The 15435-nt window shown below is 37.1% G+C and carries 18 protein-coding genes; 13 read left to right on the forward strand and 5 right to left on the reverse strand.

The window, feature by feature from the left end; genetic code table 11:
• Positions 1-12 precede the first annotated feature (12 nt).
• The 4 genes from copZ (at position 13) to J7E63_RS08065 (ending at position 3858) form a co-directional block, all read left to right on the forward strand.
• A complete protein-coding gene (gene copZ / locus J7E63_RS08050) occupies positions 13-219 on the forward strand; it encodes a copper chaperone CopZ (RefSeq protein WP_088088662.1) in 207 nt (68 codons plus the stop codon).
• A gap of 247 nt (positions 220-466) precedes the next feature.
• On the forward strand, positions 467-1960 hold the full coding sequence (locus J7E63_RS08055; protein WP_483861482.1) for a lmo1851 family serine protease: 1494 nt from the start codon (positions 467-469) through the stop codon (positions 1958-1960).
• Between the two features lie 75 nt (positions 1961-2035).
• Complete coding sequence (locus tag J7E63_RS08060) at positions 2036-2950, forward strand: CobW family GTP-binding protein (protein WP_215010981.1); 915 nt, start codon at positions 2036-2038, stop codon at positions 2948-2950.
• 86 nt (positions 2951-3036) lie between these two features.
• Positions 3037-3858 (forward strand): hypothetical protein, encoded by an 822-nt coding sequence (locus J7E63_RS08065; RefSeq protein ID WP_215010982.1) that lies wholly within the window; start codon positions 3037-3039, stop codon positions 3856-3858.
• A gap of 65 nt (positions 3859-3923) precedes the next feature.
• Here J7E63_RS08065 and J7E63_RS08070 read toward each other — a convergent pair whose 3' ends face one another.
• Positions 3924-4169 (reverse strand): DNA alkylation repair protein, encoded by a 246-nt coding sequence (locus J7E63_RS08070; RefSeq protein ID WP_168244799.1) that lies wholly within the window; start codon positions 4167-4169, stop codon positions 3924-3926.
• A gap of 99 nt (positions 4170-4268) precedes the next feature.
• On the opposite strand from J7E63_RS08070, the gene J7E63_RS08075 reads away from it, so the two are divergent.
• Positions 4269-4547, forward strand: coding sequence for a hypothetical protein (locus J7E63_RS08075; RefSeq protein ID WP_088088658.1), 279 nt, complete (start codon positions 4269-4271; stop codon positions 4545-4547).
• A 12-nt stretch (positions 4548-4559) separates the two neighbouring features.
• The gene (locus J7E63_RS08080; protein ID WP_215010983.1) at positions 4560-5018 is read left to right on the forward strand and encodes a FixH family protein; all 459 of its coding nucleotides are present in this window, start codon (positions 4560-4562) and stop codon (positions 5016-5018) included.
• A gap of 43 nt (positions 5019-5061) precedes the next feature.
• On the opposite strand, the gene J7E63_RS08085 is transcribed toward J7E63_RS08080, so the two are convergent.
• Positions 5062-5547, reverse strand: a complete 486-nt coding sequence (locus J7E63_RS08085) for an Hsp20/alpha crystallin family protein (protein ID WP_308161926.1) — start codon at positions 5545-5547, stop codon at positions 5062-5064.
• Positions 5548-5730: 183 nt separating this feature from the next.
• On the opposite strand from J7E63_RS08085, the gene J7E63_RS08090 reads away from it, so the two are divergent.
• On the forward strand, positions 5731-6501 hold the full coding sequence (locus J7E63_RS08090; RefSeq protein ID WP_215010984.1) for an SDR family oxidoreductase: 771 nt from the start codon (positions 5731-5733) through the stop codon (positions 6499-6501).
• A gap of 91 nt (positions 6502-6592) precedes the next feature.
• A complete protein-coding gene (locus tag J7E63_RS08095) occupies positions 6593-6751 on the forward strand; it encodes a hypothetical protein (protein WP_179195904.1) in 159 nt (52 codons plus the stop codon).
• Positions 6752-6811: 60 nt separating this feature from the next.
• Here J7E63_RS08095 and J7E63_RS08100 read toward each other — a convergent pair whose 3' ends face one another.
• Both J7E63_RS08100 and J7E63_RS08105 read right to left on the reverse strand, forming a co-directional pair.
• A complete protein-coding gene (locus J7E63_RS08100; protein WP_215010985.1) occupies positions 6812-7372 on the reverse strand; it encodes a GNAT family N-acetyltransferase in 561 nt (186 codons plus the stop codon).
• Positions 7373-7676: 304 nt separating this feature from the next.
• Positions 7677-8804 (reverse strand): amidohydrolase, encoded by a 1128-nt coding sequence (locus J7E63_RS08105; protein ID WP_215010986.1) that lies wholly within the window; start codon positions 8802-8804, stop codon positions 7677-7679.
• Between the two features lie 168 nt (positions 8805-8972).
• Between J7E63_RS08105 and J7E63_RS08110 the strand changes: the two genes are divergently transcribed.
• From J7E63_RS08110 to dapF, 3 genes are all read left to right on the forward strand, one after another.
• A complete protein-coding gene (locus tag J7E63_RS08110) occupies positions 8973-9296 on the forward strand; it encodes a DUF4870 domain-containing protein (RefSeq protein ID WP_215010987.1) in 324 nt (107 codons plus the stop codon).
• A 210-nt stretch (positions 9297-9506) separates the two neighbouring features.
• Positions 9507-10283, forward strand: coding sequence for a hypothetical protein (locus J7E63_RS08115; protein ID WP_215010988.1), 777 nt, complete (start codon positions 9507-9509; stop codon positions 10281-10283).
• Between the two features lie 79 nt (positions 10284-10362).
• Positions 10363-11346: a diaminopimelate epimerase gene (gene dapF / locus J7E63_RS08120; RefSeq protein ID WP_215010989.1), complete on the forward strand. Its 984-nt coding sequence runs from the start codon at positions 10363-10365 to the stop codon at positions 11344-11346.
• Positions 11347-11353: 7 nt separating this feature from the next.
• On the opposite strand, the gene J7E63_RS08125 is transcribed toward dapF, so the two are convergent.
• A complete protein-coding gene (locus J7E63_RS08125; protein ID WP_215010990.1) occupies positions 11354-13195 on the reverse strand; it encodes a DNA ligase D in 1842 nt (613 codons plus the stop codon).
• A gap of 130 nt (positions 13196-13325) precedes the next feature.
• Between J7E63_RS08125 and ku the strand changes: the two genes are divergently transcribed.
• Both ku and J7E63_RS08135 read left to right on the forward strand, forming a co-directional pair.
• The gene (gene ku / locus J7E63_RS08130; RefSeq protein WP_215010991.1) at positions 13326-14156 is read left to right on the forward strand and encodes a non-homologous end joining protein Ku; all 831 of its coding nucleotides are present in this window, start codon (positions 13326-13328) and stop codon (positions 14154-14156) included.
• A gap of 120 nt (positions 14157-14276) precedes the next feature.
• Entirely contained in the window at positions 14277-15242 is a 966-nt protein-coding gene (locus tag J7E63_RS08135) for a nucleoside hydrolase (protein WP_214998338.1), read from the forward strand.
• The last annotated feature ends 193 nt before the right edge of the window (positions 15243-15435 follow it).

Raw genomic sequence — 15435 nt, forward strand, 5'->3', positions numbered from 1 at the left:
GAGGTAATTTTCATGGAGAAAACAACATTACAGGTTACAGGAATGACATGCGGACATTGTGAAAAGGCAGTGAAAACAGCACTTCTCAATTTAGAAGGTGTAACAGAAGTTAATGTTTCATTAAAAGATGGCAAGGTTATGGTTGGTCATGATTTAAGCAAAGCCTCAGTTGGGAAGCTTAAAGAAGCCGTCGAAGATCAAGGTTATGATGTAGGATAAAAATAAACGGCACCTACCATTTGGTAGGTGCCGTTTATTGTGAAAATTTATTTGTGATCTTATTATAATTTCATTAACTTTTCTTTGTTAATTTTATACGAAAGATGTTATTCTAATCACTAAGGGTTATTTTTTAAAAGTATCTGATAATAGCTTTTGAAAATTTGGAAATCCATCTAGCACCTAAATAAGAAAATTTTCGCTGGATCATTTCTTATTTTTATGGTTAATGAAAGTGGTGAAGGATTTGGAAGACGAGAAAATTGAACAGATAAAAGCGCAAGAATCAAACGTTGAACAAGAGCAAGGATCAGCAAACAAATCAGGACACATACGTTTAAAAAAATTCCATTTTATCATGCTGTTGTTTATGGTTGTGTTTCTATCTGCGGGAATTACAACGTTTGCACTGGCATTTGGAGAAGAAAAGGTCGTTACAGTTGGAACAGAAAGACCAGAATTTGATAAACTCTATGAAGCATATGATACATTGAAAAGTGGTTATTTTAAGGATATTGATCAAAAAAAGGTCATTAATGGTGCAATAAATGGGATGGTGGAGTCGCTGGATGATCCCTATTCAGACTATATGAGTAATGAAGAAGCAGAAAGCTTTCATGGCAGCATTTCTTCATCTTTTGAAGGGATTGGCGCTGAAATTCAGGAAAAGGATGGGCACATCGTGATTGTGTCTCCCATAAAAGGATCTCCTGCGGAAAAAGCTGGCTTAAAACCAAATGATATGATTATGTCCGTAAATGGAAAAAGCCTCCAAGGGATGAATTCTACTCAAGCAGTAACACTGATTCGTGGGAAAAAGGGTACAAAGGTTGAGTTGTCTGTCCAACGCCCTGGTACAGCAGCTCCAATGACTGTGCCAATTATCCGTGATGAGATACCAATTGAAACTGTTTATGGTGAAATGGTGGGAGACGGGATTGCTAAAGTTCAAATTACGAGCTTTTCTAGTAATACGTCGAAGGAACTAGTTGAGACCTTGAATGACTTGAATAGGAAAGGAATGAAGGGTCTAGTATTAGACTTGCGTCAAAATCCAGGAGGTTTATTGGACCAAGCCATCTCGATTTCGAGCATGTTCGTTCCAAAAGGGAAACTTATTTTAAAAGTAGAAGACCGAAATGGAAAGATTAAGGAATATCCTTCTCAAAATGAAGGGAACCCAAATCTTCCTTTGGTTGTTTTAATTGATAAAGGTAGTGCCAGTGCATCAGAAATACTTGCTGCAGCTGTAAAAGAATCTGCTGGTGTTAAGCTAGTCGGAGAGAAGTCTTTTGGTAAGGGAACAGTCCAGACTGCTTCTGACTTCAAGGATGGCTCAAATCTTAAATTCACCACGGCGAAATGGTTGACACCGAACGGGAATTGGATTCATAAAAAGGGGATAAATCCTGATGTTGCAGTAGCCCTGCCTGAATATGCAACTCTAACAATTATTAATCCCGATAAGGAACTGAAACTATCTACATCATCTACGGAAGTTCAAACTGCCCAAAAAATGCTCAAAGCGATTGGTTATGATCCAGGTCGGACAGATGGATTTTTCGATCAAAAGACAAAAGATGCCGTTACTGCCTTCCAAAAAGCTCAAAAACTCCCAGTCAATGGTGTTTTAAAAGGTGATTCCACCATGAAACTAATGGAGTTATTAAGGGACAAAATAAAAACAAGTGATACACAAATGCAAGAGGCCATTAAAGTATTAAAGGGAACAATGAAATAAAAAAAGTAACCCGACTCCCCGGAGTTGGGTCATTTTTTTAGAGTACAATTAATGACCATTGGAAGGGAATTGAGGATGAAAAAAGCTGAGGTTTATATTTTATCAGGATTTTTGGGAAGCGGGAAAACCACCCTTTTAAAACGATTGTTAGAAGATGAACAAAGGTTAGGAAGAAAAACAGCTGTCATGATGAACGAACTAGGTAAGGTTTCCATAGACTCTGATGCAGTTGAGGGGGATGATGTTTCCTTAAAAGAATTGTTAGGAGGATGTATTTGCTGCTCCATCCAAGACAAACTTGAAGCCCAGTTGCAAGGATTATTATTAGATGAAAAACCAGAAGTGATATATATCGAAACAACCGGTGCTGCCCATCCTGTGGAGGTTTTGGATGCGATCCTTTCCCCATTGTTTGCAGATAAATTATTGATTAAAGGCATCCTAACAACAGTCGATGGCAAGAGATGGATGGAAAGAAAATCCTTAAGTCCCCAGCTCCAGCAATTGATCCTTGAGCAAGTAAGGCATGCTGACTTCATTATTATCAACAAAATGAATGAATTAAAAGAGAATGAGCAAGCAAAGATAATATTCGAGATTCAATCCATTAATTCAAATGCAAGATGCCTTCTTACTAATTATTCACAGGTGTCAATTGAACAGCTGAGAAAACTTTCTGTATCCTTTGAAAAGGAAAAGAAAGAGTCACAACGAGTAACTATAAATTTAACGACATTTGTTTATCAATTTAAAACTGCCATTAGCCATGCTGAATTTGAGAATTTCTTAAAACGTTTACCAGATACAATTTACCGTATAAAGGGCTATGTTAAGTTTGATCATTCGGACCTGCCTTTTTTATTTCAGTTTTCTTATGGCATGCCGATTTATCTAAAAGAAGACATGAATATGCGATTAAACCTTGTGTTTATTGGTGAAGGTATAAATTGGAATGGGGTTGAAACACAATTAGAAAATCTTGAAAAGTAAGAAAAATACCATGATTGAATGAATGATAATTTCCTCTTCAGGTAACTCTTTTAATGTAGCAAAGTTTTTTGTAAAAGGAGGATACGATGAAGAGGGTAGTCATTTTTTTAATGTTAATTCATATCCTCCTAAATGGCCAAGGGGTAAAAGCAGCATCAACAATAAGCTATAAAATTGAGATGTTAAATTGGAAAGAAGTTAATCAAATCCTGCCAAAGTACACAAAATTTACGGTAATGGACGTGGAAACGGGAAGAAAGTTCAAGGTGCAACGACGAGCGGGAAGCCACCATGCGGATGTACAGCCATTAACCACAAAAGACACGAAGGTAATGAAAAGAATATACGGGGGTAAATGGAGTTGGAAACGCCGAGCTATTATTGTTATTCATAAGGATCAATGGATAGCGGGCTCGATGCATGGAATGCCGCATGGTGCTGGAGCATTAGCGAATAGCTTTCCAGGTCACTTTTGTATTCATTTTTATGGGAGTACCACTCATCGCACCAACTCAATGGACTTATCACATATGCTCATGGTTTTGAAGGCTTCTGGCAAATTAAATCAGTATTTAGGAAAAGCGAATCCCTATGAGGTCATAAATGCCTATGTTGCAGGATTGAAGCAGCAGGATGTCCAGATTACTTCCCAAGCTTCTTTACAAAAAATAAACTGGAAGCCGATTTTAGGGAATGTTGAAAGTGTTAGAATTTCTCGAATGGAGCTTTTGCCAGCAGAGGATTTAACCGAGGAAATTAGTTTAGATGTCCCCATCGAAATTGATTGGTTTATAAAAAACAGAGGCGGGCAATCCTTTAGAGGGGATATTCATCTGGTAAGATTTTCACCAATTGATGCTTGGAAAGTGGATTCAAAGGATTTTCTAAAAGAAAATAAACTTCATTAAACAAAAAAACATCCTAATTACTGGACAACCCAATAATTAGGATGTTTTTTTTGTAAAGAAGAAGATTATATCGGCTGTTCGCCAAATTTGATAAACGTACGTTCATCCTCAATTAAACCACAGGCACCGCATTGGACTCGAAATTCTGGTCCATTGTAAGGGAGGTGGAAGGGTTCTAAATCATTTTCACCATACTCTCGGATTACTGCTCCCGATTGAGGGTCGAGTTTAACAGATTGGGAAACTTGTTGAATAACATTAAAGCGGCTCCGATTCGTTTTACAATTTGGACATTTATAAGGGGTAGACATAAGGTTTCTCCTTTCTTTGACTTGTTAAATTGTATTTTTTGCAATAGTGTTAGTAAATATGTAACAATGCAAGTGAAGACATAAAAGGGGAGGGATTGTTTGTCGAAAGAAAGAGTATCCTTCGATGAATTACTAGAGGAATATCGGCAGATTTGGAATAATCGTATACTAGAAACAGAAGGAAAAGGTAGTGAAGTGACCCTAGTCGAAGCGATAAAAAGGGAGCTTCAAGATGAAAACTCACACCCGAGGATCCGGAAAAACAAGTATGAGAAATACTATTCTGCAATCAAAAGAGTGATTAATTCTACGATTTCTCTAGAAGCCAAGCTATTGTTAATTAAAATTCATAATGAAGTAATGGAAGAATTAAGTTAGGAGAGAGGAACCTTGAAAAAGCTTTTCGTTTTTTTGGTGACTGTTCTATGTTTAAGTATTGTTATTTCGTGCAGTAATAAAAAAGAACAAGCCGATAATCTACCGCAAATGGTAGAAGTAGAGTTATCCATTAACCCGGACCCAGGCAAAATGAATCAACCGATTACATTGGAAGCGAAGGTTACTCAGGGGAATGATCAAGTGAAGGATGCTGAGGTTATTTTTGAGATCTGGCGTGCAAAGGATGACAAGCATGAAAAGGTAGAAATTAAGCATGCTGAAAAAGGAATATATCGCTTAGAAAGATCCTTCTCACAAGAAGGTACTTATTATATCATTTCTCACGTTACAGCAAGAGATATGCATAATATGCCTAAAAAAGAATTTACCATTGGGACCCCAAGTGCACCTGAGGATCCCAACACCAAAAACTCCATGGATGGTATGAAGATGGAAGATGAAGGTCAGTAAACTAAAGGACAGAAAAATTGGCTGTCCTTTACTCTAATGACGTTTATGAAATTTCAGTAACATCAATTTGAGAAAACTGCATATCAACATTTTTTGGGATTTTCACTTCAAGCATATAATCCTTGAAGGTAGCAGTTGCCCCCTTCTTTTTTACAATTGCAGGAAGGATGATCGTGTGTTTATCTTCATGTTGTGGAATATGCTCCACAATTAGTTGATTAGATGTATGAAAAATACGGAGCTGTTTAACCCATTCCTCTTTTTTGATTGGAATTCTAACATACACAAAATCATGGGTCTCAAAGGCCGTTGAATTCAATATACTCCTCGTTGGCTCCTGCGGGGATACCGACGATTGGAAACCCTTAAACATCTCTTGAGGGTTCATCACACCTTTCATGTTAGCGGGCATGATTTTCCCCATAAGATCCTGAACATAGTTATTGATTTCTTCAGGCTTCATTTTTGTTATCTTATCCTTCAAATCGTTATCAAAAGGAAACTTATCCCAAGGGAACAATGATCTCATCCTTTCCACCTTTTGTAGCTATCTTATCCTATGCCAATATTTGCCCATTCGTTATTAAAACTTACATCCTTTACAGAGGAACAAGTTTTCACTATAGAGATGGAACTAAAATTTGCATAAATAATTGTTTCTTTTTAACATATAGTTAAGAGAGAAATTCTAAACATTGAGAGGTAATGATTTGTGAAAAAGAAAACGGCTTTGATTACGGGGGGAGCTTCTGGTATTGGCAAAAAAACTGCTTTATATCTCGCGGAAAATGGATATCAGCTAGTCATTAACTATCGTAATAGTAAAGCAGAAGCTATTTCTTTAGCAAACCAATTGACTAAATATTATGGAACGCATAACATTGCGATTCAAGGTGATGTCTCGAACATGGAGGATTGTATCCGAATTGTTGATGAAGCCCTTGCTGTATTTTCAACCGTGGATGTTTTAGTTCATAATGCAGGTCCATACATACATGAAAGAAAGAAGCTGACAGACTATTCCTTCGATGAATGGAACTATATATTACAAGGGAACTTAAGTGCTGTATTTTATTTGTCAAAACTTATTATTCCTTCGATGCGAAACCAAAAATGGGGAAGAATTATTACAATCGGATATGACCGAGTCGAAACCGCACCAGGTTGGATATTTCGTTCTGCGTTTGCTGCAGCGAAGACAGGAGTAGCGTCACTTACAAGGACAATTGCAATTGAAGAAGCAGAACATGGGATAACCGCTAATATGGTTTGTCCGGGTGATATAATAAATGAATGGAAAGATAGTAATATTGGGGATGCTATAGCAGCAATGGGTGATAGCCCCATTGGAAGGCAAGGAACAGGAGAAGATATTGCCAGAGTAATTGCCTTCCTTACGGATGAAAAATCCGATTTAATTACTGGAAGTATAATACCTGTCACAGGTGGACTTGACGTATTAGGTAAAGTACTTAAGAATTAGTATAATTTTTTGAACTATTTGATTTTCAGGAATGAAAACAGCTTCTTTTGTGGACAATAGAAAATAATCATCTATGAAAGGAGCAAAGAAAATGAGTTTTAACATGAACAGAATTAACCCTAATCAAACCCAAGTATTTTTTCATGATGGCCGCTTTGAAACATTGACGAATGAGGAATTAGATGAATTTTTGCTCCAAATGGGTCTTAATGATGTAAACGAAAGCATGGAGCAAAATTTAACGGAATAATATGAAGATTTCTTTCCTTGAAAACTAAATAAAAACAATCGGCGAGGGCCGATTGTTTTTTTATGCCTCCAGCAATTGTGAATCGTCTGATTGAACAGCTCCGTTTCGCATAAGGTAAAAGGTGTATTGATCCTTTGGAATCTCATATAAATTATATACTTCACCATTTGCGTTTAATTGCTCATAAATAGATTTTCTACTTTCATTTGCTTTTATAACATAAGGAAGTTTTTCAGCAGCTTTTATTGAGCGAATATTAACCTTGCGGATGCGCATAAAAACTGTCTCAATTCCCGTTTCATAAAAAAGTTCTTGAAAAAAGGCATCCTTAGCCGGGCTATTATAACCCTTGCCATGGTAGGGCTTGCCAAGCCATGTTCCTAAAAAACCTGCGTTGTCCTCAATATCAAATAGATTAATTGTTCCGATAGGCGCTCCCCATTCATCGAGAATGGTCCGTGAAATTAATTCGCCGCGTTCTTCGGATTCTATGGTTTGTTTTGTCATAAATAAAAATTCTTCATAGGAATCAGCTTTTTGGCGTACAAAAGGGAAGACATCAGGGTGCGTCATTAATTCGTACAATGTGTGGCTGTCATGAAGATCACGTTTTTTAAGCATGAAAATCCCTCCATTAGGGCATTCCGATCCCATGTCAAAAGAAGCGGTCCACCCTCGAAATTTTTTATAAAGTTACTAAAAAATTTCGGGGTGGGAATCGAACCCACTAGAACCAGTAAAACTGGTGGCGCACCATTTGCCTTCCCTATATCATTTTTTTGTTAACAAATTGTGTTCGTAAACCCCCCAAAGTATTCAGGTCTAAAACATTTCACTTAGTGTATAATACAAGAAAAAAACCAAAAAATAAATAGGTTTTTTGTGTATTTTTCGATAATATTTTTTACCAATTTTCAACAATAATCTATCTTTCTTGATAGATCATTTCACCGCCAATCATCGTCCACTTTGGCTTTGCTAAATAATGGAATGGGTGATGGCTCCAAAGCACTAAATCTGCGTCCTTACCCTCTTCGATACTTCCGACGGTATTGTCTATTTTTAAATTTTTGGCTGGTAATATGGTGATTCCTTCTAGTGCTTTTTTCTCGGATAATCCTTCTCGAACAGCAAGGCTCGCACAAATATTTAAGTATTGAATTGGTGTATAAGGATGGTCGGTAATAATTGATACTTCAACACCATGATTCGTCAGTTCTTGATAGGTTTTCCATGTTTTATTTTTTAATTCTACCTTGGATCTTCGTGTCAATGTAGGTCCTACAGAAACCTTTAAACCCATTCCAGATAATTCACTGGCTATTAAATGCCCTTCAGTACAGTGCTCAATACGTAAATCCAGATTAAACTCTTCTGCAAAACGAAGCGCTGAAATAATATCGTCCGCACGATGAGCATGAATTCTTACGGGAATTTCTCTTTTTAAGGCCTTCACGATAGGAGTAATTCTAGGCTCCTCGGGATTATCCGCATGGATGGCTTTGTAGAAGGCTTCTCTTAGCATCCCCATAATCCCCATCCGAGTAATGGAATCATTATTCCCATGGCTATGAATTCTTTTTGGATTTTCCCCTAAGGCTATTTTTAAGCCTGAAACTTCTTGGATAATCATTTTTTTTATATTTTTACCAGTAGTTTTAATGACTGAAGTTGTTCCGCCAATGACGTTGGCGCTTCCCGGCATGACATGGACAGTTGTAATGCCACTTTTGACGGCATCAGAGAACGCTGGGTCCAATGGATAAACACCATCAATTGCCCGAATATGGGGCGTGAGGGCTTCGACAGTTTCATTTGCATCATTCCCAGCCCAGCCAGTTCCTTCATCATAAAGACCTAAGTGAGTATGAACATCAATAAAGCCCGGTAAAAGAAATAAATCCTCACAATCGATTATTTTTACGTTTAAGTCTGTTGTTAAATTTTTGCCTAATTTTTTAATTTTCCCTGCTTCAATTAGGACATCACAGTGATGGATTGGTTCTGATGAAATTGGATATACCGTTGCGTTTTTTAAAAGTATTTTTGTCATAATAAAACCTTTCTGCACGTTGATAATAGTTATTTTATCAATTTTACCAATTTACGTGCCTAGGGAGAAGTTTGATCCCATAAATTTTTTTAAAGATAACGAAACCTTTTAAAACCACTGGCGTAAATATTAATGAATAAAAATTATATTCCAATGGGGGAATAGAAAATGATTAATCAGGATGAAAGGTTGTTTGCTGCTGGTATTTATGTGTTAAGTATATTTTTCCCAGTTATCGCACCGCTAGTTATCTGGTTAATAAAAAAGGATGAGTCATCATTCATTGATTATCACGGCAGGGAATACTTTAACTTTTTGATTTCCTATACAGTTTACTTTTTTGTTAGCGGGTTATTAACACTCATCTTAATTGGTTTTGTAGCACTAGCGATATTAGGTGTAATGCTCTTTGTATTCACCATTATTGCAGCAATCAAAGCCTTTGAAGGAAATGAATATCGATTTCCGTTAATTTTTAGGCTAATTAAATAATCTTGAGAAAGGGACCCGGCAAAAAATTTGTCGGTTTTAAAGGATTTTTTTGTTAAATGTTAAATAAAGTAATTTAGAAGAAACCAATTAAGGATTAAGAGAAGGGACCAACTAGTCCCTTCTTTTTGTTCTTTAATCGAAATCTCCTATCATTTTTTAGACGAATAGTAAATAAACTAAGATTAGAGGAATTGATAAGGAGTTTTCTAGATGAAAATAAATGAATATTACCGGGATACGGCTCATTTGAACTTAAATGGTAGTATTGCTGCTCTGATTCCAGCTGTTATGATAGTTGCTGGCAATCTTTCTATTATTAAAAACAAAGAAATAATGATATTAACTATACCTTTCCTGATTTATAGCTTAATTTGTTTTCAAATCTATCTTTTTAGAATAAGGCAGTCAATATCCATTGACAGAAATATGGCAAATTCAAAGCGCATTAGGGAGTCTTTATTTGAAACACGACATTTACTTGTCTTATTTCTGAACACAAACTCCCCACGCCTTCTACTCTATTTTCCTGACGGGCATCTAGCAGGGATGATTAAAAGGTTTCATAACCAGGGCTTAAAGAAGCTTAGGATTTCGAAAATTTATGCTCTTTATAATTTGGATAACGATGCCATCGGATATTTTAAGGTTACTGGCAAAAAGATTGAGGTATTTGACCATAAAAGGCATTATTTAGGCTGCTTTGAAAAAAGGAAACTAGCTTGGAGAACAAATAAGAAGGAAATACTAGATTCGAAAGGCAGGTTTATTGGTGCTGTAGAAGGGTCATCTACTTTTATGGATGAGCAAGTAATAAACAAAAATGACCTTCCGGACGGACGGCTTCGCAGGGGATGGATGCCGGTAGAATGGAGTCCACTGTTCCCAGAACCTAATACACCAGTTCTCTCACTAAGGGAGACTTTATCAGAGGAGGACAAGCTTCTCCGGATGTCATTTATTGTTAACGAATATTTTATCGAAAGATAGAAGTATCGACAGTTTCCCTCATGAACATTGAGTGATATGATAAATAAAACATGTTTATCAATTTTGTGGGGGTTTTACGATGCAAATCAATTTAATTAAAGGCCATGGTTCGGGAAATGACTTTCTAATAATCGACGAAAAATCGAATGGATATGCTTTTACGGAAAGTGAACGAGCGGACCTCGCCAAGTTATTATGTAACCGTCAATCCGATTTGGGTGCTGACGGGATTCTTTTCGTTATGCAAAGCGAAAACGAAGATGGAAGAATGCGTGTATTTAACTCTGACGGGTCGGAAGCTTCAATGTGTGGAAATGGACTGCGTCTTGTGGCTAGATATGTTTGCGAACATCTAGGGCGAAATAGCGCTGTGATTGAAACGATGAAAGCCAAACTGAAGGTAAGCAAACAAAACGACCTTTTACAAGAAATCCACACCTACCAAGTGGAAATTTCACCGGTGCTGTTTGAATTAAAAGCCCTCCCATTAAATTTAAATAAACCAACTCTTTACAATGAAAGAATTGAAAAACTTTCAGGGGATTTAAGGTTCACAGCTCTTGCAGTACCGAATCCGCATTTAATCGCCATTGTTGAAGCGGAACAGCTCAAAGGTGACCTCCAAAAACAACTTAGTGAAAAGGTGAATGGTCCCAATGATTTGTTTCCTGACGGTGTCAATGTAAGTTTTGTTAAACACTTGCAACCAGGTTCAATTTATGTTAGAACCTTTGAACGTGGTGTTGGTTTTACGAATGCCTGTGGTACGGCAATGTCTGCCTCCACGCTAGTCACTTGTTTACAAGAATTAAATGAGTTCGAAAAAGTTGTTAATGTTTATAATAATGGTGGAAGAGTCCAGTGTGTAGTCCACGAAAGCGAGGGGAAATACACAATTGACTTGATCGGAAATGCTACCTATCTTTATAATGCGACAGTCAATGTTGATCTCGGGCAAGGAGCGTTAACTGTCACTTCGAAAACGGAATTGATGGAACAGACTTCTTATGAGAAGTTACAATCAGAGGCACAAAGGTATCTCGAAAACATAATAAAAGGATAGGGCTCTCCTATCCTTTTTTGGTGCCTTTTTTTAGGATCTCTAAGACAGGTGCAAACGCCTGGATTGATTTTGTTTGAAAGTAATTTGAAAAGGGATCACCTTGCTGGCGAATTCGCTTGATCGCATTTTCCATGTTAAACGATACTAGCTCGAGCTTTTCATTTACTTCCTCCCAATAAAGGGGGGTTGCAACACCTGCATGTTCGTTTCCTCGCATTGAATAGGGCGCAACAATCGTTTTTCCTTCGCTATGTTGCACATAGTCAACGTATAGTCTGTTCCCCCGCTTTTTTTTCATCCTCTCAATCGTGAAGGAGTCAGGATCCTTGGAAATTAAATACTCAGCGACAAAGCTTGTAAATAACCTGGTATCATCGTAAGAATATTCATTTTCGGGTAGCGGGATGTAGATTTGCAGCCCTTTGTTCCCAGAGGTTTTAATGAAACCTATTAAATTTAATTGATCGAGGACTTCTTTGATTAGAAGGGCTGCTTTTATTGCCAATTGAAAGTGGTCGATGGAAGGCGGGTCTAAATCAAAGACAATTTCACTGGGTCCCTTGCTATGAATGGTTTGAAATGGCACGTGGAACTCAATCGCTAATTGGTTACCAAGCCAAACGAGTGTTTTAAGATTATTGCAAAGAATATAGTCAATCCCCTCGGCTGAATGTGTCTGCACAAATTCAGGAGCATAATCTGGACAGTTTTTTTGATAAAATGCTTCTCCGAACATCCCGTGTGGAAAGCGGATGACTGTTAATAAGCGGTCTTTTAATAAAGGCAGCATATACGGTGATATTTCTCGTAAGTACAGGATATAATCGGCTTTCCGTATGGAAAGTTTTTCCCAAAGAGGTTTATCAGGATGGGTAATATCTAAGTCTTCTGGAAGGTTCTTTTGTGCGAAAATAAAACGATCGTATGTACATAGGGATGGTTCTAAATCAAAGCGAAACCGATCAAAATGGGGCTCACGCAGCTGATTTTCATAGAGTTCTAAATATTTTACTTCTATACAAATGGCAGGTTCAACAATAATCATTTGTGCATCTTCACGGAGCATATTTTGTTTAATTGTCTGTTGCAAAGCTTGTTTTTCCTCCGGTTTAAAGCCGAAAAGTACCTGGCCGATAGGATGGATCTTATTTTCCTTATAGACACTTACGTAAAAGTAACCATTTGTTTTATCATAAGCATTAATAAAACAGCTGACATATTTCCAATTTTTATATTTCAACCATTGTAAGGAACGTTTTCCTTCTTCCCACAGACTATTCTTGTGTTTAGCAATAATTCCTTCCCCATCATTTAAAACAACCTTTTCCCATAACAAATCAAAATCATCATGAGCCTGGACAAGCTGAAGTAATTGTTCATCATAGGGGTCAGCCTCCAATTCCAATCCGATTTTTTGAAACAGTTTGATGAGTTCCTTCTTCCGTTTATGGAAAACAAGGGAATGTAATGCTTTTCCGGTCATCACAAGCACATCAAATACCATCAAGCGGCATGGAGACTTGCTAGCTTGTTCGTTAATTTTTCGTTCCGATTTTAATCGGCCTCGTATTTGAATCATTGAGAAATTAGCTTTATGCGTGTTTTCTAATGAAACGAGCTCCCCATCTAATTGAAGAGGTATGTAGGGTTTGAATTGTTTTTCATGTTTTAACAAAAATTCCTTTATTTCTGGAAATTGGGAGAGAAGTGACTTTCCGTTCCTGCTGGTCAGTTTAATTCCTTGTGAATCCCATTCCAAAATAGCACGAAATCCATCATATTTAACTTCATAGAACCAATCAGGATGAACTGGTAGATCAAATGTAAGACTTGGCAGCATCGGTTTCATCGTAAAAAAGTCCCTTCTTTTTTAGTTTATTTTGTTTAATTATCGTCGAATTCATCCTTTTCCAATTGTTTTTAGGAATGTGGTTGTTTTGGTGACGTACAATAATAACAAAAAGATTGGAGAATTAACGATGCATACGATGTGGAAGGGCAGTATTAGCTTTGGACTTGTAAACATTCCCATCAAGCTCCATACGGCGACAGAAGATAAAGATATAAAGCTCCGGACCCTGCATAACAAATGTCATGCCCCGATTAAATATGAAAAGGTTTGTTCTGTTTGTGAGGAAGAAGTGAAGCCAGAGGATATCGTTAAGGCATATGAATATACAAAAGGGAAATTTGTTGTCCTTGATAATGAAGAACTCGAAAAGTTAAGAAAAGAAAACGAAGAGAAAGCGGTCGAAATTATTGATTTTGTAAAAATGGAACAAATTGATCCGATCTATTATGATAGAAGCTACTATATGTCTCCCAGTGAGGGGGGCGGAAAAGCCTATTCCTTGCTTCGAAAGGCATTGGTGGAGTCTCAAAAAGTTGGACTTGCCAAAATCATCATTCGATCAAAGGAGCAATTAGCCGTTATACGAGTATATGAAAATGTCTTAGTCATGGAAACAATTCATTATCCTGATGAAGTTCGTAAAGCCGGTGATGTACCTAGTGTACCTTCAGAAGACAAAGTGACGAAAAGAGAATTAGACACTGCTATTTTACTGATTGATCAATTAACAACAGATTTTGAGCCGGAAAAATACACTGATGAATACCGGACTGCATTGTTGGAATTGATTGAGTCTAAAAGAAGTGGACAAGAAACTGTAACAGCGGCAACGAAGGAAGTAGCGTCAAATGTCACTGACTTAATGGCAGCATTACAGGCATCCATTGATCGCACAAAACCCAAAAAAGCGGCAGCTCCTAGAAAGAAAGCAGCAACAAGAGTCAAAAAGGAAGCATAATCTAAGAAATTTGCTAACGACCGATTCGAATTCTCTCGGGTCGGTTTTTCATGTTCTTTCAACCATTTTCTTTGCATAATTTTAATAAATATAGAAAATTGGAAAAGTGGAGGAGAGGCTATGGCTTATAATGTGCTCATGATTGCTGATCCTGGTATCGATGATTCGTTTGCCATCATGTATGCCTTACTTAATCCGAAAATAAACCTAGTTGGTATTGTCAGTGGTTATGGAAATACACCGAAAGAAAAATCGGTTAAGAATACAGCTTACCTGTTAACCTTAGGTGGGAGAGCAGATATTCCAATCATAGCGGGTGCAGCAGGACCAATATCAGGTGAATCAATAGTGTTTTACCCTGAGATACATGGCAAAGAGGGATTAGGACCAATCAAGCCTCCAGATACGATCCAGAATGTAAAAGTTTATGATATTAACAAAATTCTTGAAATTGTTACTCAATATAAAGGAAACCTTGTGATTGTTTCTGTCGGAAGATTGACTGAGTTAGCATTGATGTTTATCTTATATGGGAATGACGCATTAAAGGGAGTAAACTCATTTTATATTATGGGAGGGGCTTTTTTGGTCCCTGGAAATATTTCTGCTGAAGCTGAGGCGAATTTTTATGTGGATCCAATTGCCGCAGATACCGTTATGGAAAAAGCTCATAATATTCATCTTTTTCCTTTAAACATAACAAATAAAGCAATCATAACTCCTGATATTATTGACTTCCTTAGCAAAAACAGCCCGACACCCTTTAAACCATTATTAAAACCAGCCTTTGATTATTACTATAAAGCCTATCAGAAGAATGTGCCGGGAATTAAAGGTGCACCACTACATGATGTGGTCCCGTTAATGGCATTAACGGAACCGGATTTCGTAAAATATATCCCGAGAAGAGTAAGAGTAGAGGAATTTGGTAATGCCAAAGGCAAAAGCATCGCTGATTTTCGACCAAAACCTGATAAAGAACCGGTTAATACTCTTGATTACATTGGCATGGAAGCGGATTTACAGAAATTTGTCGTCAATTTCATGGAAATATTTTTACAAGGTAATTTCAATAAAGAGCTATGAACTCAATTTGGGGTTCATTGCTCTTGGAATGCAATTCACCCCAACGTAAAAAATCTGATTGCTGGTGAGTGATAGGAAACTATTATATTTTTAACTGATATATATTCTCTGAATTTCCTAGTTTTTGAAATTTTGTTGACTGAATAGCCGAAATGAGTTAAAATAAAGGTACGCTTTTAAGTTAGTTAAATAT

The sequence above is a fragment of the Bacillus sp. ISL-75 genome, from assembly GCF_018613095.1.

What these genes read in the sequence shown, in the direction of transcription:
- copZ (WP_088088662.1), top strand. Translation starts at nt 13, where the DNA reads ATGGAGAAAACAACATTACAGGTTACAGGAATGACATGCGGACATTGT.
- J7E63_RS08060 (WP_215010981.1), top strand. Translation starts at nt 2,036, where the DNA reads ATGAAAAAAGCTGAGGTTTATATTTTATCAGGATTTTTGGGAAGCGGG.
- J7E63_RS08065 (WP_215010982.1), top strand. Translation starts at nt 3,037, where the DNA reads ATGAAGAGGGTAGTCATTTTTTTAATGTTAATTCATATCCTCCTAAAT.
- J7E63_RS08070 (WP_168244799.1), bottom strand. Translation starts at nt 4,169, where the DNA reads ATGTCTACCCCTTATAAATGTCCAAATTGTAAAACGAATCGGAGCCGC.
- J7E63_RS08085 (WP_308161926.1), bottom strand. Translation starts at nt 5,547, where the DNA reads ATGAGATCATTGTTCCCTTGGGATAAGTTTCCTTTTGATAACGATTTG.
- J7E63_RS08095 (WP_179195904.1), top strand. Translation starts at nt 6,593, where the DNA reads ATGAGTTTTAACATGAACAGAATTAACCCTAATCAAACCCAAGTATTT.
- J7E63_RS08100 (WP_215010985.1), bottom strand. Translation starts at nt 7,372, where the DNA reads ATGCTTAAAAAACGTGATCTTCATGACAGCCACACATTGTACGAATTA.
- J7E63_RS08105 (WP_215010986.1), bottom strand. Translation starts at nt 8,804, where the DNA reads ATGACAAAAATACTTTTAAAAAACGCAACGGTATATCCAATTTCATCA.
- J7E63_RS08110 (WP_215010987.1), top strand. Translation starts at nt 8,973, where the DNA reads ATGATTAATCAGGATGAAAGGTTGTTTGCTGCTGGTATTTATGTGTTA.
- J7E63_RS08115 (WP_215010988.1), top strand. Translation starts at nt 9,507, where the DNA reads ATGAAAATAAATGAATATTACCGGGATACGGCTCATTTGAACTTAAAT.
- dapF (WP_215010989.1), top strand. Translation starts at nt 10,363, where the DNA reads ATGCAAATCAATTTAATTAAAGGCCATGGTTCGGGAAATGACTTTCTA.
- J7E63_RS08125 (WP_215010990.1), bottom strand. Translation starts at nt 13,195, where the DNA reads ATGAAACCGATGCTGCCAAGTCTTACATTTGATCTACCAGTTCATCCT.
- ku (WP_215010991.1), top strand. Translation starts at nt 13,326, where the DNA reads ATGCATACGATGTGGAAGGGCAGTATTAGCTTTGGACTTGTAAACATT.
- J7E63_RS08135 (WP_214998338.1), top strand. Translation starts at nt 14,277, where the DNA reads ATGGCTTATAATGTGCTCATGATTGCTGATCCTGGTATCGATGATTCG.